Below are 25,140 nucleotides of genomic sequence, written 5' to 3' on the forward strand. Positions count from 1 at the left end.
TTTCGGCTCGAGTCCTCTCAGGCACGCATCGCTGAGAGGACGACCCCGATCAGCCGTGCTAGCGATGGCCTGGCCGTGTATTCGGCGATGCGGCGCCCGGTGACGGCAGCGCTGCGAGCGGTCACGAACCATGGTGGCGTCGGGGACAGCGACGCCTCACCGTGCAAGACCGAGCGGGGAAACCGGCGGAACGGACCGCGAACGACCGTGCGTTCAGTGTTGTCGAGTAGAAAGGCGTTGTGCACGATCCCGATGCCGCTTTGTGCGTCGGCGAGCGTGTGCCCGGGGAACGCACCCCAGGTGGCGCGCGGGGTGAAGAACCCGACGGCGCTCCAGGCATTGATGCCGATGGTGCCGTATCGCAGCGGTTCGAGGAATGTATCGATATGTCGACCGAGTTTGCGTTCGGTGGCAGGGTGGATGACAATGCCCGCGCCGAGGGTGCCCATGAGTTCATTGTTGGCGAAATCGACAGCGGTGGTGAGGAATTCGGCGCCGATTCCGGGAAGGGTGCGTATGCCGAGGGCACTGGCGAAGGCTTCGGTGTGCTCGAAGTCGAGGGGGTCGCCGTGGTCGAGGTCGATCAACAGGCGCCGACCGTCGCCGCCATGACGTTCGACCACCGGTGAGTCGGCGGCGAGATCGTCGAGCCGCTGGGCAGCCCCGGGATACCAGGGTGGGCGAGGCGCGGCCACGTCGAAGGCGCGCCGCAGCTCGTCCAAGAAGGCCTCGCGTTGCGGCCAGTCCGAGCTCAGGACCAGTACCTGTGACGACACGCAGGTGTGACCTGCGGTGTGCAGTCGCTGGGTGGCGATGTGCTCGGCTTGAAACCGCAGATCGGCCCGGCTCCACTTGCTCGGCACCACGATCACCGGGGCGACACCGCCGAGCTCACTGCTCATCGGCTTGCGCAGTACCGCTGCTCCCGACCGTTTGCGCTGCGCACCTTCGGGCCCGGCCCCGAACGCGATGGCGTCGTGGGTGGCGAGGCTGCCGGTGACATGAATGTGGGCGATGTCGGGGTGGCCCGCCAAATAGGCGCCGACGGAGCCGTCTCCATCGACAATGCGCAGTACACCGTGTTCGATCAGTGGCCGCAGCGCTGCGGTCAACGTCGGTGTGAGCCGCGCGAGGATCGGGTTCGTTTTCAGTAGCACGACCCGGTTGTTGGCGATCAATTCGTAGAGCACATCCAGTGGGGCGATCGAGGTAATGTTGCCCGCGCCGAGGACCAGACCGATGCCCCCAACTCTGGTCGGGGTGCGTGCGCCGAGGCCGGCGTGTGCTCGGGCTGCGTTTTCGGAAATCCCCGGCTGTAGCCATACCCGAGCCGTGAAGCCGCTGAACAGGATTCGGTCGGCAACGCTTGCGGGCATGGCCTGTACAGTCAGTCGGCCGCCGGGCGCGCGCCCGAATTTGGTTCCGGCGATGGGGGAGTGACCGGCCCGGATTTTGGCCAAGGTCGAGGTGAGTGCGTCGAGGCCGTTGAGGAAAGCGTAGGGCCCTGCAGTCCATTCCTCGCCTACCAGCGGGGAGGATGGTTCGAGGAGCTTGATCGCGGCTGCGGTGACTGCCCATGCGCGCATCTGCGCGGCGGTGGTGTCGTGTACTTGCCGGAGCAGCTCGATCCGATCAGCAGTGGTGGTTTCGGCCCATATCTTGGTTCCCGTTTTCAGGTCGGCTATCGCGGAATCGAGGTCTTGGCGTTGGTTCGGGTCCATGTCGGCTCCGTTGTCTGGGTGGGGGTATCAGAGGGTGGCGGCCAGCCGTGTGCCCTGGTCGATGGCGCGTTTGGCGTCGAGCTCGGCGGCGAGGTCGGCCCCACCGATCAGGTGGGGAGTGTGTCCGAGTGCGATCAGCTCGTCGTAGAGCTCGCGTTGGGGTTCCTGGCCGGTGCAGACGATGACGGTGTCGACCGGCAGAACCTGGGCAGTGCCGTCTATCTGGAGGTGCAGTCCGTCGTCGTCGATTCGTTTGTAGGTTGCGCCGGCGACCGTGCTGACACCGCGGTTCTTCAGTTCGGCGCGGTGGATCCACCCGGTCGTTTTGCCGAGTCCTGCACCGACCTTGGACTTCTTGCGCTGCAGCAGGGTGACTGTGCGGGCCGCGCGGTCATGCTGGGGCTCGAGCAGCCCGCCGGGACCGGTGTAGGCGGCGTCGACTCCCCAGCGTGTGAGGAATCCGGGGATGTCGTGACTGCCGGATTCGGTGATGAACTCGGCTACATCGAATCCGATGCCTCCCGCACCCAGGATCGCCACTCGCTCGCCGACTGGGGCGCTGTCGCGGAGGACATCGAGATAGCCGAGGACCATCGGGTGATCGATGCCGGGAATCTCTGGTGCGCGCGGAGTCACGCCCGTTGCCACGACTACCTGGTCGAAACCGGTCAGTTCGTCAGCAGTGACACGTAGACCGAGGCGGACGGTCACTCCCGTCTCGTCGAGGCGATACCGGAAGTAGCGCAGAGTTTCGTCGAACTCCTGTTTACCGGGAACTTTGCGGGCGACATTGAGCTGGCCGCCTATGGAGTCGGCGGCGTCGTAGAGCGTGACGCGATGGCCGCGTTCTGCCGCGGTGACCGCGCAGGCCAGACCGGCTGGGCCGGCTCCGACAACTGCGACGGTCTTGGTCGTGCGTGTGGGGGACAGCTCGAGCTCGGTTTCGTGGCAGGCTCGTGGGTTGACCAGGCAGGACGTGATCTTGAGCGAGAAGGTGTGATCGAGGCAGGCCTGGTTGCAGCCGATGCAGGTGTTGATCGCTTCGGGGGTCCCGGCCGCGGCTTTGGCCACGAATTCGGGGTCGGCCAAGAACGGCCGGGCGAGGGAGACCATGTCGGCATAGCCCTGTGCAAGCAGTTCTTCGGCTTTGTCCGGGGTATTGATCCGGTTGCTGGTGACCAGAGGCACCGAGACTGCACCCATCACTCGTTTGGTGACCCAGGCGTAGGCGCCGCGGGGCACGGAGGTGGCGATGGTCGGAATGCGTGCTTCGTGCCAGCCGATGCCAGTGTTGATGATGCTCGCTCCAGCGGCTTCGATCGTCTTGGCCAGCGCGACTACTTCGTCGAAGGTCGACCCGTCGGGCACGAGGTCGAGCATCGACAAGCGGTAGACGATGATGAATTCCTCGCCCACCGCTTCCCGGATCTGGCGCACGATCTCGACGGGGAACCGGGTCCGGTTCTCGTAGGATCCGCCCCACCGATCTGTTCGGTGGTTGGTGTGGCGTGCGATGAATTCGTTGATCAGGTAGCCCTCCGATCCCATCACCTCGACTCCGTCGTAGCCGGCTTGCTGGGCCAGCACGGCGCAACGTACGTAGTCAGCGATGGTTTGATCGATCTCGGCGTCGGTCAGCTCTCGGGGCACGTGCGGGCTGATCGGTGCTTGCAGCGCGCTGGGCGCGACCAGGTCAGGATGGTAGGCATAGCGGCCGAAATGCAGGATCTGCATTGCGATCTTGCCGCCTTCGGCGTGGACGGCGGTCGTGACAGCACGATGGGGTGCGGCGTCGGCCTCGGAAGTCATCATCGCGCCGCCTGGGTAGGGCCTGCCTGCCTCGTTGGGGGCGATGCCGCCGGTGACGATCAGTCCGACTCCGCCGCGTGCGCGTTCGGCATAGAAGGCGGCCATCCGCGCGAACCCGTCTGGCGCCTCTTCGAGGCCGACGTGCATCGACCCCATCAGGACGCGATTGCGCAGGGTGGTGAAACCCAGGTCCAGCGGCGCGAGCATGTGCGGGTAGCTCGAGGTGTTCATCGGGTGCTCCAGTTCGAAAGGAAATCGGCGATGTGACCGATTGCGGCCCGGCCCTCCGGAATGACGTCGGCGAAGATCGGGAAGACGTGGACTTGGTCGTTCCATTCCTGGTGTACGACATCGACGCCGGCACGAGCTGCGGTGGCCGCCAGCTCCCTGGCGTCGTCGCGCAGGATTTCGGTGCTGCTGGCGATGATCATCAGTGGCGGGAAACCGCTGTAGTCGCCGTCGCGCGGCGCGAAAATCAGCTCGTTCGGGTGTCGTCCATCGGTGAACAGACGGCCGAGGACCGGCAATTTTGCTGTGGGCAGCAGGTATTCGGACGAGTCGTTGACCCGATGGGATTGGGCTGAACAGCTCAGATCGATCCACGGCGCGATCGCCACGACGGCGGTGGGAAGTTCCTCACCGCGACGCTTCAGGGCGTGGACGAGGGTCAGCGCAAGGTGTCCACCAGCAGAGTCGCCGCCGACGGCGATATCGCGGGGGGAGTATCCCTGCGCGCGCAAGCCGTCGTAGGCGTGGAGCGCGTCGTCGAGCGCATCGGCCGGATTGTGCTCGGGAGCCAGCCGATACACGGCCAGGAACACCGCGCGACCTGTTGCGATCGCCAGCCGCGCGGCGAAACCACGGTAGAGCTTGGGGCTGCCGAAGAAATAGCCACCGCCGTGGAAGTAGAGCACGATCTTGCCGGTGTCGATCCCGTGCGGACGTACCCATTCACCCTGTCCGGGCCCTGTGCCGGTGGGGGTGACCACCACAGACCGCGGCGCTGATACCAGCCGCTCGGTGCGGCCCACTGTGCGCCGCACGCGGACCAACTGCTCAGCAGTGACGGGTCCGGATTCGAGTACCCGGCGCCCGATGTGGCGCAGGACGCGGTTGACGATCGCGGATCGGTGCGTCGGTGCGTCGGTCGGCTGCGCGGTCTCAGCGAGCCTGATACTCCGACGTTTTTCACCGATTGTGGGCATGTCCTCGGTCTCCTAGTGCTGGAAGTTCCAGTGCAGTTGATGGGTGGGGCGCAGCGGCGTCGATGCGCCCCACCGATCCGCCGCTCAGAGGGCGGCTTCGTCGAGCTCCATGACGTCGTTGTCCAGGTTCGACAGCACCACCCGTGTCGCGGACAGCGTGGGCAGGACGTTGCGGGTGAAGTACTGGGCCACTGCGATTTTTCCCTGGTAGAAGGTCTCGTCCTCGGGCGTTCGACCGTGGTCCAGGGCTGCCGCCGCGATGTCGGCGTGGCGCAGAAGTTGCCAGCCGATGAGGAGATCGCCGACGGCAAGCAGATAACGCACCGATCCGAGTCCGACCTTGTACAGTTCTTCGGGTTTCTGCCGGGCGGCCATGGCATGGCCGGTCAGGCTTGCCGTCATCGCGTTCACGGTGGCCAGTGCGGCCGCGAGCTGGGCCCGCTCGGCGGTGAACCGACCCGGTCCCGCGGCGATGAATTCCTCGATCTGAACGGCGAGATGCGACAGAGCGACACCGTTGTCGCGCAAGATCTTTCGGAAGAAGAAGTCCTGCGCCTGGATGGCGGTGGTGCCTTCGTAGAGCGAGTCGATCTTCGCGTCGCGTACATACTGTTCGAGCGGGTAATCCTGTAGGTAGCCGGAGCCACCGAAGACCTGTAGTGACTCTGAGAGGTACTGGTAGGCGCGTTCGGAACCGACACCCTTGACGATCGGTAGCAACAGATCGTTGACCCGCGCGGCCATCGCCGGGTCGGCCCCCGAAACATGCTGCGCGAGTTCGGGGTCCTGGTGCGCGGCGGTGTACAGGTAGACAGAGCGCAAACCCTCGGTGTAGGCCTTCTGCAGCATCAGTGAGCGACGCACGTCCGGATGGTCGATGATCCGTACCCGGGGAGAAGTGGGGTCGTCTTTGCGAGTCAGGTCGGGACCTTGCACTCGGCCTCGGGCGTAGTCGAGCGCGTGCAGATAGCCGGTCGACAACGTAGCGATCGCCTTGGTGCCCACCATCATTCGTGCGTTCTCGATGATCCGGAACATTTGGGCGATGCCGTCGTCTCGGTTGCCGATCAGCCAGCCAGTGGCGGGTATCCCGTGACCGCCGAAGGTGAGCTCGCAGGTCGCCGAGGCTTTCAAGCCCATCTTGTGTTCGAGGCCGGTGGCGAAGACTCCGTTGCGGTCACCGAGTTCGCCGGTCTCCAGATCGAAATGGAACTTCGGAACGAAGAACAGCGACAGCCCCTTGGTGCCCGGGCCCGAGCCCTCGGCGCGCGCGAGAACCAGGTGGACGATGTTGTCGAACAAGTCGTCGGAGTCGGCGGCACTGATGAACCGTTTGACACCTTCCAGGTGCCAGGTTCCGTCCTGCTGCGGTATGGCTCGGGTCCGTGCGGCACCGACATCGGAGCCGGCATCAGGTTCGGTGAGCACCATGGTTCCGCCCCAGCCCTGTACTGCTGCCGTTCGGGTTCGTTGCTGCTGGTCGGCATCGCCACCGTGGAACAGCGTGGCCCCGGCGGTGCCGAGCGCGAGAATGAACGCCGCGGGCTGGGACCCGAGAACCATCTCACCCAGTGCCCAGTACAGTGCCCGAGGGATGACGGTGCCACCCACTTCCTCGGGGACACCGAATTTTTCCCAGCCGAGATCCTGGAGCGCGCGGTAGCTGCGCTTGAACGACTCGGGCAAGGCGACCGTATGGGTTTCGGGGTCGAAGCGAGGTGGGTTGCGGTCCGCGTCAGCGAAAGAAGCACCCAGCGGCCCTTGCGCGAGGTCGCGCATCTGGCGCATCATCGCCTCGACCGTGCCGGTGTCGAGGTCGGCGAATCGGTCGTGGCCCAAGACCTTTTCGAGGTCGAGTGCCTCGAAGAGGTTGAACCGCAGATCGCGCAGATTGCTGCGATAGTGGCCGTCGTGTGTGGTCACAGCTCAAGCTCGACATCGGTGATCGGGTAGGCCACGCAGGAATGGGTGTAGCCGGAGGCAGTGTCGGACAACCGCAGTTTGGCCTCGTCCGCGGTGTACACCTTGCCTTTGCAGATCCGCACGCGGCACAGGCTGCACTCACCCGACCTGCAGGCCGCTTCGGGGCGGATCCCGTTGTCCTCCAATGCATCCAGCAGCGGCCGATTGCGTGGCGTCCGGAATACCTGTGCGCCGACGGTGACGCTGACCTCCTCGGTGGGGTCAGCCCCGGCCGGCCAGCCGGTTTGCGCGGTGGGATCGGCGGGCGCGCCGTTGGCTTCGAACCTTATCCGCTTGCGGGGCTGGCCGAGCGCGGTCAATTGGTCGAGTGCATAGGGGTAGAGCGCCTGTGGGCCGCAGACATAGACCATGCGGCGGTCGAGCTCGCCCGCCAGTGCCGAGATCGTATCGGCAGTCAGGAAGCCGGTGGCACCGGTCCAGTCTGCGTCGGGCTCGGCGATGACATGGTCGACTGTGATGGTGGGCTGCGCGGCAGCGATCGCGTCGAGTTCCGCGCGGAAGATGATGTCGGAGCCATCACGTGATCCGTAGATGAGGTGGAAGGTCCGTTCGAGACCGCGGTCGGTGATCTCGCGGATCATGCTCATTGCCGGTGCCACACCGGACCCGCCTGCGAGGAAGATGACGTCGCGGCCGTGGAAGAGCGGGTTGTGGTGGAAGGTGCCCATCGGCGCGGTGGTGGTGAGCTGGTCGCCGACTCGGGCGGTGTCGATGAGTAGATTGCTGATTCGTCCGCCGGGTACGCGGCGCACGGTCAGGTCGTAGTAGTCGCGACGGGCCGGACTCGAGGAGATGGCGTAGGGGCGGCTGGTGTTGCCGACGAACACGTTGATGTACTGCCCGGCCAGGAACGGCGGCAAGGTGAGGGCGTCGCGTCCCTCGAGCCGGAAAGTTCTTGTGCTCGGGGTTTCCTCGGTGATCGCGGTGACAACCAGGTGCAGTCGCTTGGGGTGGTAGGTGTCGATGGTGGACCGAGTCAGGGCGTGGTGGTCTTCGGTGTCGGGGATGCGGGTTTCGATACGGGCGACGACATCGGCGCCACCGTCGAATCGCTCGGCGAGAGGGTGTTTCACAAGGTGCTCCTTCAGGCGGCTTTGCGGCGCAGCAATCGGCGGGCCACGCGGGCGCCGGCTTCGAGGGTGGGTTGGAACCCGCCGACTCCGGCCCACGATCCGGCCAGATGTAGTCCGGGAAGGTGGGTTTCGCGTTCGCTGTTGCGGAACAGCCAGCCTTCAGCGATCTCCTGGTCGTAGCCATAGATCGCGCCGCCTGGGTGCCCGAGGTAGCGCATCATGGTCAACGGTGTGGCGACGTCGACTTCTTCGATTGCATCGCGCAGACCGGGGGTGAGGGTCTCGCACATGTCGATCAAGGACTCGGCATAGGCGAATTTGGTGCGCGCGTAATCTTCCGGGGCCACCTTGTACCAGGGGTCGGCGTACTGCAGCGTCATCAAGCTGATGTGCGTGGCGCCGGTGGGGGAGAAGCCGATCGGCGCGACATCGTAGGCGGAGACGCACACGAACCGAGCTGGTGCACTGAGTGATTTACTCGAGGCGTAGGCGCGGTCGGCGTCGGCGTCGGCGCTGATGAAGCTGGTGCTGGTGGTGAAGCCCAGTTCGGCGGGACTGGCGTCCAGGCCCATGTGCAGCACGAATCCGGATACGCCGATACGTCGGGTCGCGAGATCGGAACTGATCTCGGCAGGCACGTCGACGCCGTCGAGCATGCCGTAAGTGATCGGAAGGGAGGCGTTGGACACGACATCGGGCGCGATGACGTCGGTGCCGTCGTCGAGGTGGACGCCGAGCACCCGGCCGTCCTCGGTGAGGATCGAGCGGACCTCGGTGTTGAATCGGACATCGCCCCCGGCTTGCAGGAAAGAGTCCAGGATCGCTGTCGACATCGCCTGTGACCCGCCGCGCACGTGGAACGGCTTGTATTCGAAGTAGGCGAACAAGGTGATCGCCAGGTCCTGGAATGCCAAGTTCGACGGCGGCTGGCCGAGATAGGTCCAGTAGATGCCGAGCGCGTACTTGAGACGGTCGTCATCGAAAAACTCGTCGAGTACCTGCTGCACGGTGCGCAGACCGTACTTGAACAGCATCGGATCGAGCTGGTCGACCGGCATCCCGCGCATCGCCGCGACCTGCCAGAACGTGATCTTCTTGACGAGGTCGAAGAATTCGCGGGTTCGGGCCGCATTGCCGGGAAACGAGGCTTCGACGGCGTCGATCGCACCGTCCCAGTCCGCAGGAAGGACGAGATCGACCTGGCCCGGGATGACGGCCCGGTAGAGGTCGTCTTCAGCGACGAAGTCCAGTTTGTCGGCGATGCCGAGCTGTTCGAACAACTTGTTGCGCAGGGTCATCGGCTGGCCTTCGACGCCGACTCCGGAGAGTTGGTGCAGCGCGACCTCGAACTCGAAGCGCCCTCGGCGAAACGAGGTCCCGCAGCCGCCGGGCACGTTGTGACGTTCGATCAGTAGTGTCCGTGCACCGGAGCGCTGCAAAGTCGCCGCAGCGGTCAGGCCCGCGTTGCCGGCGCCGATGACGATGGCGTCGTAGTCGTTCACGCCGTGCCCGCTTCTGCAGCGATCTGGGCTGTGGCCTCAGCTTCGATCCTCGGGATCTGCGCTCCCATCGCGTCTTTGAGGGCCAAGGCCGCCGAGAGCGGGCGCACCATCACCGTGAAGTCGTCGATCTTTCCGTCTTCATCGAAGTGCAGGAAGTCGCAGCCGGTGACCTTCTTGCCGCCGACGTTGGCCTCGAAGACGAACGCGTGGTCGCGTCCGCCGACGTCATCGAACTCGCGGACGTAGTGGAAGTCCTCGAACACTCTCAGCACGGCGCGCAGAAACGCGATCGTGATCGCCTTGCCCGGGTACGGCTTGAAGACCACGGGGCTACTGAAGACCACGTCGTCGGCGAGCAGCTTCTCGAGTGCGTCGGGGTCTTTGGCTTCGACAGCCATGCGGAACGGATGCATCACACCTCATATAGTCAATTTGTTGAGCATGTTGACGCTTCGAACTCTAGCGCGCGACATGTTAGTAGTCAACAAAGTTAATAGTCGTGTTTGTTTCTATCGAAGTTGTTCTGGTCTTGAGTGCGAGCCCTGGTCGTGAACGTTTGAGGTGAGCGTTGCCGACCACAGGGGAGGGGCCAGCCGCGGATGGTATGACCAGCAGCGATGTCTAGGTGGTCCGTGCCCGATCAGTGGGCCGACCTGTAAGGATCTCGGTGTTTGCTCCCTGGACCTTGTTCGGGGAGCAGGGTCGGGTCGATCTGACTGCGAGCGGATCGCGCGTGTCGATTAGCGCGCGTGTGGCGGCGCCTACCGGTCGGCGAATCGCTGCGCACATAGTGGTAGTGGTGCCTTGGTCGGTCCGGTGGTCACGAGATTTTGCACCGGGTCGGTGTCTGCCCGGAACACGGATGGTCGGGAGAGGCTCGTGCAGACCATCCGCGTGCGGGGTTCAGGATGTGAGAAGAAGATCCGCGCAGCGCTCGCCGACGACCACGGCTGGCGCGTGGGTGTGACCTCGGATGATGGTCGGCATGATCGAGGTGTCTGCGATGCGCAACCCGTGGACCCCTCGCACTCGCAGCTGAGGGTCCACCACGGAGGTTTCGTCGGAGCCCATCCGTGCGGTGCCGACCGGGTGATAGATCGTCTGTGCGATATCTTCGACTGCTGCGGTGACCAGCGCATCAGGGGTTAGTCGGTGGCCGGCGACCGGGCGAATGTAGCGGCCGTTGCAGTGGCCCGCTCGGGTCATGGTCTCGATGAATCGTCGACAGATGTCAACCCCAGCGCGGAAGGCTGTGTCGTCAGCGCCGTCCGGGTCGCTGAGGTAGCCGGGATCGATGATCGGCTTGGCCGCCGGATCTTTGGAGGCCAGTCGGACTGTTCCGCTGCTCTGCGGGCGCAGGAGCACCGTGCCGACGGTGAATCCATGGCGGTCGGGCTCGGTCAGCCCCTCGTCGATGAACGGAACCGGCAAGAACACGATCTCGAGATCGGGCAATTGTAGGTCGGCATTGCTGTGGACGAACCCACGTGCTTCGACGACGTTGGATGTCAGTGGACCGCGTCGGCGGGTGAGGTACTGGGCGATATGGCGAGCCCGACCTGCCGAGAACAGCGTCGGCGCCTCCGACTCGACGGCCAGGCCGGTCACGAGGTGGTCGACCAGGTTGGTTCCCACGGCGGCAGCGGCGGCAACGACGTCGATTCCCAGGCTGCGCAACTCGACGGGGTCGCCGATGCCCGACAGCATCAGCAGCTGGGGCGTGTTGACAGCGCCGGCGCTGATGACGACCTCGCGGCGCGCGATCGCTCGACGGATCGAGCCTTGCGCGCTGTATTCCACGCCGATCGCGCGCTGGCCATCGAAGATGACCCTGTTCGCTCGTGCGCCGGTGACGATCTCGAGATTGCGTCGGATCTGAGCGGGTCGCAGATAGCCGTCCGCGGTGCTGAAGCGCGCGCCGCGCGACTGGGTTACCGTAGTCGGCGCGAATCCGGTGAACATCGAGTCGGCTGCGTCACTGGTGGAATAGCCCAGTTGTTGGGCTGCGTCGAGGAACTGTGCCGTGTACGGGTTCGGTGACCGGAGCTCTTCGATGTGGATACCCAGACCCGAAGAACGACTGGTGATTTTGTCCAGGTACTTCGAGACGGCCGCGAAGGACCAATCCGGTCCCGCGATCGAGGCCCACTCGTCGTAGTCGGCAGGAAATCCTGGCACCCACATCATGGCATTCATCGACGAGCTGCCACCGAGGGTTTTGCCGCGGGGCCAATAGACGCTACGACCACCGAGTCCCTTCTGGGGTTGTGTCGTGTAGTCCCAGTCCACCTCGGTCCGGAACAGCTGCGGGAAGGCCGCCGGGATACGGATCGCGGTCTTGCGGTCGGCAGGCCCGGCTTCGAGGAGCACAACAGAGTGCCCAGCCGCGCTCACTCGACCCGCGACCGCGGCGCCTGCTGAGCCGGCGCCCACGATCACATAGTCGGCAACGTTGTCGGCAGCGTCTGTCTCGGAGCTCATCGGCCCAGCTCCCGCTTGAGAATCTTGCCAGTCGAGGTCATCGGCAGCGTTTCACGGAACTCGACGATTCGAGGATACTTGTACGCGGCGAATTGCTCTTTGCCCCAGGCGATCAGCTCGTCTTCGGTGGTCGGGTCACCGACGGTCTTGAGCACCACTGCTTTGACTTCCTCGCCGAGGGAAGGGTGCTCGACGCCGATCACCGCGACCAGCGAGACAGCCGGATGAGTGATGATTACCTCTTCGATTTCTCGGGGGTAGACGTTGTAACCGCCGCGAATGATGACTTCCTTGGCCCGGTCGACGATGAAGTAGTAGCCGTCGGTGTCGCGGCGGGCAAGGTCACCGGTACGGAACCAGCCGTCGTGCAGGGACGCCGTGCTGGCTTCGGGCCGGTTGTAGTACCCCTTCATGATCGGGTGGCCCTTGATAGCGATCTCGCCGATCGAGTCGGGATCGTCGGGTATCTCGTTCCACGCGGGGTCGATCAGTTTCATCTGAACTCCCCAGATCGGCTTGCCGATCGATCCGGGGCGGTTCTGCCCGTTGATCGGCGTGAAGCAGACCGCGGGGGAGGTCTCAGACAGTCCGTAGCCCTCCAGGACGCGCACGCCGAGCCGCTCGGTGACTCGATTCAGCAGATCGACCGGCATTGCGGCGCCGCCGGACAGCGCGAATCTCAGGCTGGCGGTGAGTTGGTCGGCGTCGTCGGCATTGGAGAGAGTGCCGAGTAAACCGTGATACATGGTCGGCACTCCGGCGAAATGGGTGACGGATTCGGCTCGCATGATCTGCAGTGCCCGGGCCGGATCGAATCGGGGCATCAGAACGACAGTCCCGGCTGAGGCGAACGCGGTGTGCAGTTGCAATGTCTGTCCGAATGAATGAAACAGCGGCAGAGCCACCAAGTGGACCTCAACGCTGTTCTCATCGCAGATCAGCCGTTGAGCGCTCAGGGCGTTGAGGACCAGATTGCCGTGTGTGAGCTCGGCGCCCTTGGGCTGTCCGGTCGTACCAGAGGTGTAGAGGATGACCGCGGTATCGGTGGACTCGGTCGGCACGCTGTCGAAAGCGGGAGAGCGCCCGGACAGGGCTTGGGCCAAGGTCGCGACTCCCTCGAATGGGGAGGGTGTGGTGGGGTCGGCGGTAATGACGAAGAAGTCGCGGCAGCTATCGGCTTGGTCGAATCCCGCCCGCCCTTCGGCTGACATCGGAAGTTCTGGGGTTCCCTCGAAGCAGAAGTAGGCTACGGCGTCACTGTCGTTGAGGTGGTAGCCGATCTCGCGGGCTTTGAGCAGCACGTTCAGCGGTACGACAACACCGCCTGCCTTGAGGATGCCGTAGTACACGATCGGGAACCACGGCACGTTGGGACACGACAGCGCGACTTTGTCGCCGATCCCGATCCCGTGCTCCACAAGGAGTTCGGCGACCTGGTTGGCGGCCGCATCGACTGTCGCGTAGGTCAGCCGAGTGTCCCCAACAACCAAGGCTTCGCGGTCGGGGTGATTGCGAGCGGCGTCTTCTAGCAGCACGGAGAGGTTGAGCACGTCACGCGCCCCGTCCGTGATCGGCGCAGTGTCGAGGGGGAGGTGGGCGGTGTTCGAACATCATGACTCCCATAGTCAATTCAGTTAATAGGTGCAACTGCGAGCATATGACATGGATCACCACCTGTCCATGGTTTTCTGGGTGCAAAAGTTAGTAGTACTCAAATCCGCTTTTGCTGTTCCTGTACCTATGTGGTCCCGCAGGTCAGGTTGATTCAGCTCGCGGCAGGCGGGCGGTATCGCTGGGAGTATGCCGAGGAGGCTCGCCGTCGGGATATCGCGACTGGGAGGCGGTGGTGCAGGCACGCGGCACCAGTATCCGGAGAGGGTGAGGGGGTTGTATCTGCGTGTTCGGCACCGATGAGGATCGATCGGGGATCATTGTGCCGAGGTTCTACGGCGTCGGCGAGCGCGAACTACGGCGATGGAAGTGACGCGGCTCGGGAAGTCACGTCAGCGTGGGTGGAACGATCCGGCGCGCTAGGCGAGCGGGGTACGACGGGGGTGGGCGCCACGGTGTCGCGTCGTCGACCGGCCACGCATATGTGGGAACGGCACCGCGCAGCAACAGGTGAACGTCGGGCCGGCCCAGCTCGATCGCTGACCACTCGTAGAGTGGCCGAAGACGCGGAGCGATCACGCCGATGTCGAGCAGTCGTCCGAACCCGTGCTCGTCCGCGATGTAGGTTTCGACATCGTCTCCGAGCGGGTAGCGATGAGGCAGGATGCGTGAGATCGACAAGAACACCCCCGTCATCCCGAGTCTGGGATCGCCCAAGGCAGGTGCCACCGGGGCGAGCCAACCCAGCGCAAGTCGCGGTGCCGACACCAGGGCGTGCGCGTACAGAACTCGCAGGAGGACCAGATTCATGAAGAACCGCTCGGTTCGGCTCTCCTGGGCGGCGAGGTCGATGTTCGACAAGTACGCGGCGACAATGCTTCCGTTGTGAGCGCGATACCAGTTTTGTGCTGTCGGCTTCGTGATGAACTGCAGTGACAGTTGCACGCTCGGCGACGACGGAGTTCCGGCCATTCCTCGCGCGATCGCTCGAGCTTCCCAGCCGTCGCGCAGCAGCTGCTCGTTGACCGCCCGCCACCAAGGGCTGCCGGGTCGCGGTCCTGACGCGGGGTGGAGCAGACCGCGTCGTAGCTGCCATTGCATGAATGCAGACGCGGCGCGTCGGAACGGCAACCGCGGCGAGTGGCTGTCGTCTTCTTCGTAGAGGCGGCGGAGTGAATCGAGACGTCCCTGCGGATCATCGCGGACGCCAGCCACCTTCTGTGCCGCATACATGCTGGCAGGGGAGGTCGGCATGCAAGCATTGTGTCACCACGAGGCATGGACTGAGGCGACATGTCGGTGGTTTGGGTGAATCGGAGCGGACTGTCGCAGTCGATCAATTCGCTGCGCGTACGGGGACGGCAGCGGCGCGCCGGTCGATTACTCCGAGTGTCAGCTCGGCCCAGCGTAGGTTCTCCTGCTCGAACGCGATCCCGCGAAGCAATGTCAGATACGGGCCGATTCGCTCGGCTTCGTCGAAGTAGGCATGTTCGTCGGTGCCGTCCAGTAGCCGAGCCCGAAGTCGCTCGTAGCGGGAGAGCTTGGCCTGCGCCCATTCGCGCCGCTCGGCAACGGATGAGCGGATGGCAGCGACGTCGCCTACATCCACAGCCTGCACCATGACGAGTAGTTCCTCGCGAATTGCGGGCGGTTTCGCGCACTCGGTGGTGAACTCGACCAGCGCCTGCACTCCCGCCTCGGTGAGGGAGTACATGCGTTTGTTGGGTCGGCGCTCCTGCTCGACGAGGCGGGCCTGGATCAGGCCCGCCTCGTCCATACGCTCGAGCTCTCGGTAGAGCTGTTGCGGGGTTGTCGTCCAGAAATTCGCGACCGACGCGTCGAAGCTCTTGGCCAGGTCATACCCGGACGCTTCGCCTTCGAGCAGTGCAGCGAGAACCGCGTTTCGGAGAGACATACCCTTCAGTTTATCAGTAATGAGTAATATTCAAATTGTTGACCTTACCCGTGACACGGCCGGTTCGGATTCGAGGCTGGTCATGATCTCTTTCGCCCATGCGGTGGTGACTGCGTTGGGCTCGATCACTCGCATGGCGGCCATAATCGACAGAAGTGCTCCGGTGGACATGAAGGTTCGCGCTTGCGACACGTCAGCGCCGGTCACTTCCCGGAACAGCTCATATACTCGGCCGACTCTGGACCTCAGTGCGTCGCCGATGACTGGATCGCCGCTGGCGGACAGACCATGCAGCAGAACCAGAAGCAGCTCGGGCTCGTTGCAACACAGCGCCCGACAAGCCTCGGTGACGGCGTCGAGTCTCGAGTTGGCACCAGCATCTGGAGTGGCCTGGGATCGTGCCACGAAGCCGACTTCGAGACGGTCACACGCGCGGCAGACAGCAGCGAGAAATAGTTGCTTCTTGCTGCCGAACAGTCGAAAGACGTAGGTCTGCGATACCCCAGCGCGGCCGGCGATGTCGCCGGATCTGGCTGCTGCGTAGCCGGTCTCGGCGAACGCGCAGACGGCGGCGACCAGTACCTGTTCCCTGCGTTCGGTCGCATCCATTCGCGTTCTTGGCACGCTGTGTCACCTACTCTCTGGGATCCAGATGGTCACCCGCGTCTGCGTGCTGCTGCCGACATCGCTGGTCAGGTCCGCAGCGCCGGCTCTCGGCGGTCGGTCTGACATGCCGGAATGCAGTCGAGCTTCCTTGCGCAGAGGCAATTACTCAAATAATACAATAGTAGTGTTGTTGTCCGGTTTCAATGGCTCGGGTGGCGAGCCGTCTGCTCGGCGGGCACTGCTGCGGTGGCGTCGCTTCGAACACGCCTTTCATCCAGGACGGCCGCCTGCGCCCTTCGTCGTCTGCCGGTGATGCCTGGCAACGAATAGCCAGGTCGCGGACGCATCACGGGTCGTACGGGTCGCGACGCACGAGTGGTCGACTGCCAGGGCGGCTTGTATCGGCACGTGGGGGGACAACAGCTCATCTGTGCGAGCTTTCGGAGCCGCGCCGGGTGGACGGCCACGCGGGCCGGCCCGCCCTCGCCATCTGCGGGGGTTGCGGGCGGTGTCGTCGCGTACGCAGCAGTTGGCAGGTGGGGGGAGCGCCGCGCTTTCGGTGTGGTCGAGCAGATGGTGTATGCGAGTGGGGGAGAACGCTTGTCAGCGGTCCGGGCTTCCTGTCTCGAAAGTCGACCGAGCAATGTGTCCGAACGGGCGGCAGGTTGACGCGGTTCCGCGAACCCGTGTCAGTCTGGGCTCGACTCGCCTGGGTCTGCTCGTGGATAGGAGGATTGCCCGTACATCGCGGCAGTGAGGTGGCTACGTAAATGAGCGACGTGGGAACGAGCAGCTGTTTCGGCGGCCTGGGGATCCCGGCCGAGGATGGCGTGCACGATATCGTCGTGATCTTTGCGATCGGTCAAACTGTGCAGGTAGGGGTAACGCGTTCGCTGTTCGTTGAGCAGTGGCCGCATGACCGTCATGAGCTGCTGGATGATCAAGTTGTGTGACGCTTCGTAGATGATGTCGTGGAGCTCTACATCCGTGGCTGCAAGCGCATCTCGGTCGTCGGTAGCCGCAGCGTGCCCACCGCGGGCGTGGATATCCATCATCCGCGCGATGTCCTCCGGCGTCGCGCGCATCGCAGCAAGCCGCGCAGCTTCCGGTTCGATCGCTGCACGGAACTCCATGACATCGATGAAGACCGAACGAACATCGTGTCGAGTCATCCGGATCAAATCCGCGAACAACGTCGATGCGGCCGAGGCGTCCGGCTCGGCGACGTAGGTGCCATCACCGTGGCGAATCTCGAGAACGCCACGCGCCGACAGTCGAGCAGCGGACTCGCGCACCACCGTCCGGCTCACGCCGTATCGGGAAGCCAGCGCCTCGACCGACGGAATACGGTCGCCAGGACCGAGCTGGGTGGTGATCATCTGCATCAGTTCGCTGGTGACACGTTCGACGAGCGACCCGCGCGCGGCCGACGTACGAGGCGCTGCTCGATCTGAAGCATTCATAAGGCGATTGTGCCAGCCCGGCCACGTAAGACATCACACGTGTCCACATCTCGACGCCGCAGCGCCGCAGCTGTTGACTACCGGTCAAAGACATCATATGTCTGTAGCTGTAGACATCATGTGTGTATGCCCTTAGGATCGAGGAAACGAGCAGCAGTCAGAGAGGCAGGTCACAGCGTGCACTTCGATCAGTTCCTTCGGGAGGTCCCCAAAGCAGAGCTGCATTGTCATTTTTCGGGCACGGTGCGCCACAGCACGCTCGTCGAGCTGGCGCGCCGGAACGGGTTCGTGCTGCCACCGTCGTTGGAGCAGGCCTACAGCTTTACCAACTTCGAAGAGCTCATCGACATGATTCGCGTGGCCACGCAAGTCTTTCGTACTGAGGAGGATTTCGCTCAGGCTGCCTACGAGGCCATGGCCGATGGTCTGGCTGACGCAAACGTGGTTCACCGTGAGTTGTATCTCGAGGTGCAGTACCACATGTCGCAGGGCGTGCCGTTCAAGGTCGTGATGGATGGAATCACAGCCGGATTGCGGGCGGCCAAGGAAGATTTGGGGGTCACCTCGCGCGTGATCGTCGCAGTCGACCGCCAGCTCAGTTCCGGCGAGGATGCCGTCGACATCGTGCGCCAGACCCTGGCTTACGAAGACGAGTTGCTGGCCGGGATCGGGCTCTCCGGACCGGAAGGTGCCGGACCGCCGCAGTTGTTCACCGATGCGTTCGAGCTCGCGTACCGCGAGGGGCTGCACCGCACCAATCATGTGTGTGAAGACAATCAGCCACTGGCACTGGCCCCGGCATCTCATTACGCGATCAGCCGCGACCTGCTGCATTGCGAGCGCTATGACCATGGCAACAACCTCGTGCACGACCCCATCGCGCTGCGCCAGGCGGCAGCCGACGAAGCGTCTTTCGCTGTGGTGGCCTTCACCTCGGCCGAGAGCCGTCGGCAGCGACGCTGGGACTCGATCCATGCGATGGCCGACGCCGGCCTGAGGCTGACGATCAACTCCGACAATCCCACGATGTTCGGCGTATCCGTGAGCGACTCCTATAACCGGATTTTCGATGAGTTCGGATGGGGAGTATCGGAAGCCCGCACCGTTGTTGAGGAGTCGTTCCACGCATCGTGGCTTTCCCCGGCGGAGAAGAGCGCGGCCTTGTCGAAAGTCGACGAGGCATTCGGCGCCCTTGCGAAGAATTTGGTTGCCGATTAGCCGGACGGTGCCCACGGGATTTTTCTCATCTGCCGGAATGGCGTGAGGGCTGCTGGCTCGGTCGAATTGCTCCGGGATCGGATCGGCGGAGATTGTGATTGGTAGGGTGCTGCCGCGCGGAACCGGGAGTGGTCGCCAGCCGCCGGCGGTCGACCGATTCGAAGCGAGCTCGCAGGCGTTGTCACCTGTGTGTCCTCTGCTCTCGTAAAGCTCCGCTCCGCCCGTCACTCGCATCGGAAAATCCCGCGCAGTTCGATTTGGTGCGACGGGGCGCGCCGAATCGGTCTCCCGTCATCCTCGACGTATCGACATATCCGAAGGCGGCCGAGATCTCCGCCTCGTGCGTTCGGTGTGTGCCGAGAATTCTCGTACTTCGGTGCGATTGTGCGTGCTGGCTGATCCGCCTGAGCGGCGTGGTCAGCGTGCAATCGTAGATGCCGAAGAAATTTCGCCAAACTATATGCGTAAGAATCTTACGCAATGTACTGTTGTGTTTTCCTGCACGGTGCGGAAACATCCGCCACAGTGCGTCATTTCGAAAGGAAGAGTGCACCCAATGCGAAGCGGAGCAGAATACCTGGCCAGTCTTGACGACGGCCGATGTGTGCTGATCGATGGTGAACCGATCGACAGCGTTGTCGATCATCCAGCGACAGCGCCGATCGCGCGGACGGTCGCGAAGATGTACGACTTTGCGGCCGATCCTGCGAACGAGATGATCTACGTGGCGCCGGAAACGGGCCGGGAGGCCAACCGGGCATACATGACACCGAGGTCGGTCGATGATTTGCGGACCCGCCGCGAAGCGCACATCAAATGGGCTGGCTTGACCAACGGCTTCGTTGGTCGCAGTCCCGATCACGTTCCCTCGACGATCGCGGCCATGGCGGCCCATCGCTCGATTTTCGACGAACAGGGCACACAGTTCGGCGATAACATCGCACGCTTCTACCAGCGTGTACTCGACCGCTCGTTGTTCGTGGCTTACGTGATCATTCCCCCTCAGGTTTCCCGCGATACCATCGCCAGTGGCTGGGGTGAGGACTTCCTGCAGCTCGGAGTCGTCTCATCGGACGAGAAGGGCATCATCGTGCGCGGGTCGGCGATGCTGGCCACGTCCGGCGCCGTAGCCGACGAGCTCTTCGTATCGTGCATCAAGCCGTTGAAGCCCGAGGACAAGGACTTCGCGGTCAGCTTCGCTATTCCCATGGCGGCTGCCGGACTCAAGCTACTCGAGCGCCGACCCTATGCACCCTCCGCCACCAGCGTCTACGACTATCCGCTGACCGCCCGGTTCGATGAGACCGACGCCTTCGCCATCTTCGACAACGTATTCGTCCCGTGGGACCGGGTATTCGTCGACCGCGATCCTGACGTGCTCAACCGCAGCTTCCACCAGTCGGGTGCCCACGTGTTCGCCAACTGGCAGGCGCAGGCCCGCCTGTCGGTCAAGCTGGACTTTCTGTTGGGCATCGCCCACTCCATCGCGTCGATGAACAAGGTCGACAAATTCCCCGGTGTTGTGGAGAAGCTGGGAGAACTGGCCAGCTTGGCGGCCTCGGTCACCGCGAGTCTGCATGCCGCCGAGTACGACGCCGTCATCGACGCAGACGGCTTCGCAGTGCCTAGCCGACCTGCCGTCTACGGACAGGTCGCCCGCCAAGCCGACCTCTACCCCCGCGTCATCGCGATCATTCGTGACCTCTGCGGGGGTGGGGTACTGCAGGTTCCTTCCGGAACGGCTGACATGCACAGCAGCATCACCCGTCCCGACATCGACAAGTACATCGTGTCGCCCGGTGTGAGCGCCGAGGAACGGATCAAACTGTTCAAGCTGGCCTGGGATGCGGTCGGGTCCGAGTTCGCCGGCCGCCATCAGCAGTACGAGATGTTCTACAACGGGGCGCCGTTCCTGACCAAGATGTGGGCCTACCAGCAGTACGACTACGCTGCGGCAATCAAGCGGGTCGACGACTTCCTGAGTCAGTACGACCTCGACACGCCGATCGTACCCGCAGCGGCGGTGCACTCGTGACCACCACAGTCGGCGACGAGCGAGCACTACCGGACGTGGACGCCAGTGATCTGCGCCGGGCGATGGGCCGATTCACCACCGGCGTCGCGCTTGTGCTGACCGAGACCGGCGGGGAGCCACACGGCGCAACGATCAACTCTCTGACATGGGTTTCGCTGCAGCCTCCTCTCGTGCTGGTCAGCCTGGCCACCGCCAGTCGAGTGGCGCGGGCGGTCCGCACCAGTGGCTCCTTCACGGTCAATATCCTCGGCTCGCGCCAACAGCGGATCGCGTCGACCTTCGCCAAGCCTGGCGATGGCAAGTTCGACGGCCTTGAGATCCATCGCGGGACCACCGGATTGCCCGTGGTCCCGGGTGCGCTTTCGACCCTGGAATGTTCGGTCGAGCGCGAAATCGAAGCCGGTGATCACTCCATCCTGCTCGGTCGGGTGCATCACGCCCGCCACCGCATCGGCGAGCCCCTGGCGTTCTACTCCGGCCGCTTCGGCGGATTCAGCGACCCCGACAGCGAATTGGACATCTGGTTCTGAAAGGAATTGCTTTCGTGTCTGTAGCAATCATCAATATCGGCGCCTCGTTGACCGGTGCGCGCGACGGAGCCGAGATCGACGGCGACGCCATCGTGACCGATCACGGGATCATCACCTGGATCGGACCAACCGGCGAGGTAGATCGCGCCGCTCACGAACACATCGTCGACGCCGTCGGCGCCACAGTCATACCCGGTCTGATCGATTCGCACGTGCACTCGACCTTCGGCGACTACACCCCGCGGCAGAACACGATCGGATTCCTGGAAAGCTATGTGCACGGCGGAACCACCTCGGCGATCTCGGCCAGCGAGGTACATGTGCCAGGCCGACCCACCGACATCGCGGGCGTCAAAGCATTGGCGGTAGCCGCGAACCGCTGCTACCAGTCTTATCGTCCAGGCGGCATGCGGGTTTACGCTGGCTCGGTCATCCTCGAGCCCGGTCTCACCGACGCCGACTTCCGTGAACTCAGCGACAACGGTGTCTGGCTGGCCAAGGCCGGCTTCGGCGCGTTCGCCACTCCAGAGGCTTACGCGCCGGTGGTCGCGGCGGCCAAGCGCAACGGAATAAAGGTCATGTTCCACACCGGCGGAGGCAGCATCGCCGGGAGCCTGGCCAAAATCACCGTCGACGCACTGCTGGAAGCACGCCCCAATATATCCGGCCACTGCAACGGAGGACCCACAGCGCTGACTCGCGACGAAAGCCGACGTCTGGTCGTCGAGGGCCACGACATCGCCCTGCAATTGGTTCACGCCGGCAACCTGCGGTCGGCCATTCACTATGCCGAGCTAGCTCTCGAACACGACCAGTTCCACCGCATCCTTATCGCTACCGACACCCCGACAGGGACCGGGGTCATCCCGCTGGGGATGCTGCGCCAGATCGCCGAAATGGCTTCGCTGGGACCTTTCTCGAGCCGGCAAGGTGTCATCGCGGCGACCGGAAACGTCGCAGAGGTCTATGAGCTCAATTCCGGCCGGCTCGAGGTCGGACGCGATGCGGACCTGGTCGTCTTCGACGCACCTCTGGGCTCAACCGCAGACACAGCCTTCGACGCTCTTGATATCGGCGACATTCCCGGCGTGGCCTGCGTCATCACCGACGGGGTCATCCGCCTCACCAAGAGCCGCAACACCCCTACCCCGAAACGGCAGGTTAGTGTCACCTCCCAGACGGTGGCAGCATGACCACCCCAGCCGCCCAACTCCGTCCCGAGGATCCGACCTCGATAGAGGCCAGATGGGGTCTGCGCAAACTGCTCACCCTCAGCGAGGAGATTCTCACCGAACAAGGACGCGCGGTGGACGGTTCGATCACCCGCGTCGCCGCTATCGCGGTCATCGCCAACCCCTGGATCGGAGATCCCGTCGACTCCGACCTGTTGACCCCCGGACGCGAAATCGCTGCCAGGCTGGCGAAACTGCTCACCGACCGGATCACCAGCCACCTGGGCGGAGCCGAGCACATCGAAGCCTTCGGCAAAGGCGCGGTCATCGGCACCGCTGGCGAACTCGAGCACGGCGCAGCGCTGATCCACACCCCCTACTACGCCAACCTCCTGCGCGCATTTCTAGCCGGCGACACCGTGATCGCCTTCGCCGATGACCGCGGGGACGCCGGGACCGCATTGGTCGTACCACTCGGCCGCAAGGACGCCGGACCCACCCGCAACCACTTCCAGACCGTCACTGCGCGAGTACCCGATGCTCCCGCACCAGATGAGATCGCCATCGTCGCCGCGGCATCGAACGGTCCACGGCCTTTCCCCCGTTCCGGAGATCGGACCACCGACCAACCCATCTCGCTCGAAGACCTCACAGGAGTCCTGCAATGAACATCCGCAAGATCGTCACCATCGTCGAAGAAGTCCTGACCGAAGGCGGACGCGCCGTCACCCCACCGGCTCGCCTGGCAGTGGTCGCCGCCGTCATCGAAAACCCCTGGAAAGGCCAGGGGTTCGTCGCCGACCTCAGTCCCGGCATCGATGCCAACGCCTCCGAGCTGGGCGCATTGCTCGCGCCGCGTGTGGTCGCCGCACTCGGTGCCACCCCCGAAGCGTACGGCAAAGCCGCAATCGTGGGCATCGACGGCGAAATCGAACACGGCTCCGGCCTGATCCATACTCTCAAGTTCGGCGACCACTTCCGCAAAGCCGCACAGGCGACCACGCTGCTCCCCGCAGTCGAAAAGCGAGCAGCGTCGGGCACCGTGTTCGACATCCCTCTCAAGCACATCACCGACGCCACGATCCGCTCTCACCATCAAAGCGTCGAAGTGCGCATTCCCGACGCGCCTCACCCCGACGAGATCGTTATCGCCCTTGCCGCCGCCGCGCAGGGTCGCCCGCAGGAGCGCCTGGCCGCGCTGTCCACCGAGCAGTAGATCTCGTCGCCATGCCATTGTCGAAAGGCACGCTATGACTGACACGCTGTCCACTGCGCGAGCATCCCAGCTCTCGCCGCGCGTTCAGCATTGGATCGCGGGGAACAGCATCGAATCCGCGATAGAGATGCACCGTCGAGCGGTGAACCCATCAACCGGCGGCCCCGGCGCCGAGGTCGCCACCGGAACGCCCGCCGATGTCGACATCGCCGCCCGGGGAGCGCACGACGCTGCACGGCGATGGCGCAAAGTCGCTTCTGCGCAGCGCTCGCGCATCCTGTGGCAGGTCGGACAACTGATCCGCCGAGACCTCGACACCCTCACAGCGATGGAGATCGAGGACACGGGCAAGCCACGTGCCACCGCACTTGCCGAGATCCGCGGCGCTGCCGAGTACTTCGAGTTCTACGCCGGGCTGGTCAACCTGCCCGCCGGCGAAGTTCTCGATGTCGCACCGGATCTCCACGTGTACACCCTGCGTGAACCGTTCGGTGTCATCGGTGTGATCACGCCGTGGAACTTGCCGATCAACCAGGCCGCACGAGCAATCGCGCCCGCGCTGGCCGCGGGCAATGTCGTCGTCGCCAAGCCCGCGGAAACCACCTCGCAAACCACCGTGGCCCTTGCCCGGCTAGGTACCGAAGCGGGCTTGCCTGACAACGTGCTCAACGTCGTCTGCGGAAGCGGAACCGAAGTAGGTACAGCGATCGTCGAGCACCCACTGATCAGAAAGGTCGTCTTCACAGGTTCGGTCGGAGTCGGCCGACAGATCGGACACATGGCGGCCGACCGCATCCTGCCGTTGACCCTGGAACTGGGCGGCAAGTCGGCCAATATCGTTTTCGAAGACTCAGACCATCAGTTCGCTGCTCGCGAAGCTGTGCGCGCCTTCACGACGAACTCCGGGCAGGTGTGCTCCTCTGGAACCCGGCTGCTGGTGCAACGTACGATCCACGACGAATTCGTGCAAGCGGTGGCGAGCCTTGCCGCCGAGTTGCGTCCCGGCGAGAACCTCGGGCCTTTGATCACCCACGATCAATACCGAACGGTGCTGAAGTACTTTCAGATCGCCGAGGAAGAAGGCGCGCATGCCGTGGTCGGGGGCAACTGTCCGACCTCGGACCATCTCGGCAACGGCTTCTTCGTCAACCCGACCATCTACACAGGAGTCCACAACCAGATGCGGATCGCCCGCGAGGAGATCTTCGGGCCCGTCCTGGTGGTGATTCCCTTCGACACCGAGGACGAAGCGATAGCAATCGCCAACGACTCGGACTTCGGCCTCGTCGGCGGTGTCTGGTCACGAGACCTCACGCGGGCGCTTCGTGTCGCCGAATCCATCGAAGCAGGCCAGATCTACATCAACACCTGGTCCACGGCCGCGGTGCAGGCACCGTTCGGCGGCCATAAGGCCAGCGGCTATGGACGAGAAAAGGGCATCGAAGCTCTCAACCACTACACACAGGTCAAGAGTGTCACTATCGCTCTGAAGTCTGCCGGCCCGGGATAGGCAGGTCCTGCGATCCGGCCCGGTGCGACACGCGGCACTACTGCCCGAATACACGACCAACGCGGAATTCCATCAGATTCTTACGTAAGC

At 63.9% G+C, this 25,140-nt stretch carries 20 protein-coding genes; 7 read left to right on the forward strand and 13 right to left on the reverse strand.

What is annotated here, in order from left to right:
* Window positions 1-17: 17 nt before the first annotated feature.
* The 13 genes from ACWGCN_RS25990 to ACWGCN_RS26050 form a co-directional block, all read right to left on the reverse strand.
* Window positions 18-1,721 carry an aldehyde dehydrogenase family protein gene (locus ACWGCN_RS25990; RefSeq protein WP_452457871.1) on the reverse strand — a complete coding sequence of 568 codons (1,704 nt, stop codon included), beginning with the start codon at window positions 1,719-1,721 and terminating at the stop codon, window positions 18-20.
* A gap of 27 nt (window positions 1,722-1,748) precedes the next feature.
* Complete coding sequence (locus ACWGCN_RS25995) at window positions 1,749-3,761, reverse strand: oxidoreductase (protein ID WP_452457872.1); 2,013 nt, start codon at window positions 3,759-3,761, stop codon at window positions 1,749-1,751.
* Window positions 3,758-4,735 (reverse strand): alpha/beta hydrolase, encoded by a 978-nt coding sequence (locus tag ACWGCN_RS26000; RefSeq protein ID WP_452457873.1) that lies wholly within the window; start codon window positions 4,733-4,735, stop codon window positions 3,758-3,760. Before ACWGCN_RS26000 ends, ACWGCN_RS25995 begins: the two co-directional genes overlap by 4 nt.
* Window positions 4,736-4,819: 84 nt before the next feature.
* Window positions 4,820-6,658 (reverse strand): acyl-CoA dehydrogenase, encoded by a 1,839-nt coding sequence (locus tag ACWGCN_RS26005; RefSeq protein ID WP_452457874.1) that lies wholly within the window; start codon window positions 6,656-6,658, stop codon window positions 4,820-4,822.
* Window positions 6,655-7,791 carry an FAD-binding oxidoreductase gene (locus tag ACWGCN_RS26010; RefSeq protein WP_452457875.1) on the reverse strand — a complete coding sequence of 379 codons (1,137 nt, stop codon included), beginning with the start codon at window positions 7,789-7,791 and terminating at the stop codon, window positions 6,655-6,657. Before ACWGCN_RS26010 ends, ACWGCN_RS26005 begins: the two co-directional genes overlap by 4 nt.
* A gap of 11 nt (window positions 7,792-7,802) precedes the next feature.
* On the reverse strand, window positions 7,803-9,293 hold the full coding sequence (locus ACWGCN_RS26015; protein WP_452457876.1) for a phytoene desaturase family protein: 1,491 nt from the start codon (window positions 9,291-9,293) through the stop codon (window positions 7,803-7,805).
* On the reverse strand, window positions 9,290-9,706 hold the full coding sequence (locus ACWGCN_RS26020) for a nuclear transport factor 2 family protein (RefSeq protein ID WP_452457930.1): 417 nt from the start codon (window positions 9,704-9,706) through the stop codon (window positions 9,290-9,292). The genes ACWGCN_RS26015 and ACWGCN_RS26020 overlap by 4 nt, the downstream gene beginning before the upstream one ends.
* A gap of 490 nt (window positions 9,707-10,196) precedes the next feature.
* Window positions 10,197-11,774: a GMC family oxidoreductase gene (locus ACWGCN_RS26025; protein WP_452457877.1), complete on the reverse strand. Its 1,578-nt coding sequence runs from the start codon at window positions 11,772-11,774 to the stop codon at window positions 10,197-10,199.
* On the reverse strand, window positions 11,771-13,324 hold the full coding sequence (locus ACWGCN_RS26030) for a long-chain-fatty-acid--CoA ligase (protein ID WP_452457878.1): 1,554 nt from the start codon (window positions 13,322-13,324) through the stop codon (window positions 11,771-11,773). Before ACWGCN_RS26030 ends, ACWGCN_RS26025 begins: the two co-directional genes overlap by 4 nt.
* A 448-nt stretch (window positions 13,325-13,772) precedes the next feature.
* Window positions 13,773-14,639: a hypothetical protein gene (locus tag ACWGCN_RS26035; protein WP_452457879.1), complete on the reverse strand. Its 867-nt coding sequence runs from the start codon at window positions 14,637-14,639 to the stop codon at window positions 13,773-13,775.
* Window positions 14,640-14,721: 82 nt separating this feature from the next.
* Entirely contained in the window at window positions 14,722-15,300 is a 579-nt protein-coding gene (locus ACWGCN_RS26040; protein WP_452457880.1) for a PadR family transcriptional regulator, read from the reverse strand.
* Between the two features lie 30 nt (window positions 15,301-15,330).
* Window positions 15,331-15,909, reverse strand: coding sequence for a TetR/AcrR family transcriptional regulator (locus tag ACWGCN_RS26045; RefSeq protein WP_452457881.1), 579 nt, complete (start codon window positions 15,907-15,909; stop codon window positions 15,331-15,333).
* A gap of 686 nt (window positions 15,910-16,595) precedes the next feature.
* Window positions 16,596-17,369 (reverse strand): FadR/GntR family transcriptional regulator, encoded by a 774-nt coding sequence (locus ACWGCN_RS26050; RefSeq protein WP_452457882.1) that lies wholly within the window; start codon window positions 17,367-17,369, stop codon window positions 16,596-16,598.
* Between the two features lie 177 nt (window positions 17,370-17,546).
* Between ACWGCN_RS26050 and ACWGCN_RS26055 the strand changes: the two genes are divergently transcribed.
* The 7 genes from ACWGCN_RS26055 (at window position 17,547) to ACWGCN_RS26085 (ending at window position 25,050) form a co-directional block, all read left to right on the forward strand.
* On the forward strand, window positions 17,547-18,587 hold the full coding sequence (locus ACWGCN_RS26055; RefSeq protein WP_452457883.1) for an adenosine deaminase family protein: 1,041 nt from the start codon (window positions 17,547-17,549) through the stop codon (window positions 18,585-18,587).
* A gap of 556 nt (window positions 18,588-19,143) precedes the next feature.
* A complete protein-coding gene (locus tag ACWGCN_RS26060) occupies window positions 19,144-20,622 on the forward strand; it encodes a 4-hydroxyphenylacetate 3-hydroxylase family protein (protein ID WP_452457884.1) in 1,479 nt (492 codons plus the stop codon).
* Window positions 20,619-21,152 carry a flavin reductase family protein gene (locus ACWGCN_RS26065; protein WP_452457885.1) on the forward strand — a complete coding sequence of 178 codons (534 nt, stop codon included), beginning with the start codon at window positions 20,619-20,621 and terminating at the stop codon, window positions 21,150-21,152. The genes ACWGCN_RS26060 and ACWGCN_RS26065 overlap by 4 nt, the downstream gene beginning before the upstream one ends.
* Window positions 21,153-21,199: 47 nt before the next feature.
* Entirely contained in the window at window positions 21,200-22,345 is a 1,146-nt protein-coding gene (locus tag ACWGCN_RS26070) for an amidohydrolase family protein (protein WP_452457886.1), read from the forward strand.
* A complete protein-coding gene (locus ACWGCN_RS26075; RefSeq protein ID WP_452457887.1) occupies window positions 22,342-22,992 on the forward strand; it encodes an amino acid synthesis family protein in 651 nt (216 codons plus the stop codon). Before ACWGCN_RS26070 ends, ACWGCN_RS26075 begins: the two co-directional genes overlap by 4 nt.
* On the forward strand, window positions 22,989-23,540 hold the full coding sequence (locus tag ACWGCN_RS26080; RefSeq protein ID WP_452457888.1) for an amino acid synthesis family protein: 552 nt from the start codon (window positions 22,989-22,991) through the stop codon (window positions 23,538-23,540). The genes ACWGCN_RS26075 and ACWGCN_RS26080 overlap by 4 nt, the downstream gene beginning before the upstream one ends.
* Window positions 23,541-23,682: 142 nt before the next feature.
* Window positions 23,683-25,050, forward strand: coding sequence for an aldehyde dehydrogenase family protein (locus ACWGCN_RS26085; protein WP_452457889.1), 1,368 nt, complete (start codon window positions 23,683-23,685; stop codon window positions 25,048-25,050).
* Window positions 25,051-25,140: the final 90 nt, after the last annotated feature.

Source organism: Nocardia sp. NPDC055050, from assembly GCF_053608345.1.

What these genes read in the sequence shown, in the direction of transcription:
- ACWGCN_RS25990 (WP_452457871.1), bottom strand. Translation starts at nt 1,721, where the DNA reads ATGGACCCGAACCAACGCCAAGACCTCGATTCCGCGATAGCCGACCTG.
- ACWGCN_RS26020 (WP_452457930.1), bottom strand. Translation starts at nt 9,706, where the DNA reads ATGCATCCGTTCCGCATGGCTGTCGAAGCCAAAGACCCCGACGCACTC.
- ACWGCN_RS26040 (WP_452457880.1), bottom strand. Translation starts at nt 15,300, where the DNA reads ATGTCTCTCCGAAACGCGGTTCTCGCTGCACTGCTCGAAGGCGAAGCG.
- ACWGCN_RS26035 (WP_452457879.1), bottom strand. Translation starts at nt 14,639, where the DNA reads ATGCCGACCTCCCCTGCCAGCATGTATGCGGCACAGAAGGTGGCTGGC.
- ACWGCN_RS26025 (WP_452457877.1), bottom strand. Translation starts at nt 11,774, where the DNA reads ATGAGCTCCGAGACAGACGCTGCCGACAACGTTGCCGACTATGTGATC.
- ACWGCN_RS26000 (WP_452457873.1), bottom strand. Translation starts at nt 4,735, where the DNA reads ATGCCCACAATCGGTGAAAAACGTCGGAGTATCAGGCTCGCTGAGACC.
- ACWGCN_RS26045 (WP_452457881.1), bottom strand. Translation starts at nt 15,909, where the DNA reads ATGGATGCGACCGAACGCAGGGAACAGGTACTGGTCGCCGCCGTCTGC.
- ACWGCN_RS25995 (WP_452457872.1), bottom strand. Translation starts at nt 3,761, where the DNA reads ATGAACACCTCGAGCTACCCGCACATGCTCGCGCCGCTGGACCTGGGT.
- ACWGCN_RS26050 (WP_452457882.1), bottom strand. Translation starts at nt 17,369, where the DNA reads ATGAATGCTTCAGATCGAGCAGCGCCTCGTACGTCGGCCGCGCGCGGG.
- ACWGCN_RS26080 (WP_452457888.1), top strand. Translation starts at nt 22,989, where the DNA reads ATGAACATCCGCAAGATCGTCACCATCGTCGAAGAAGTCCTGACCGAA.
- ACWGCN_RS26075 (WP_452457887.1), top strand. Translation starts at nt 22,342, where the DNA reads ATGACCACCCCAGCCGCCCAACTCCGTCCCGAGGATCCGACCTCGATA.
- ACWGCN_RS26060 (WP_452457884.1), top strand. Translation starts at nt 19,144, where the DNA reads ATGCGAAGCGGAGCAGAATACCTGGCCAGTCTTGACGACGGCCGATGT.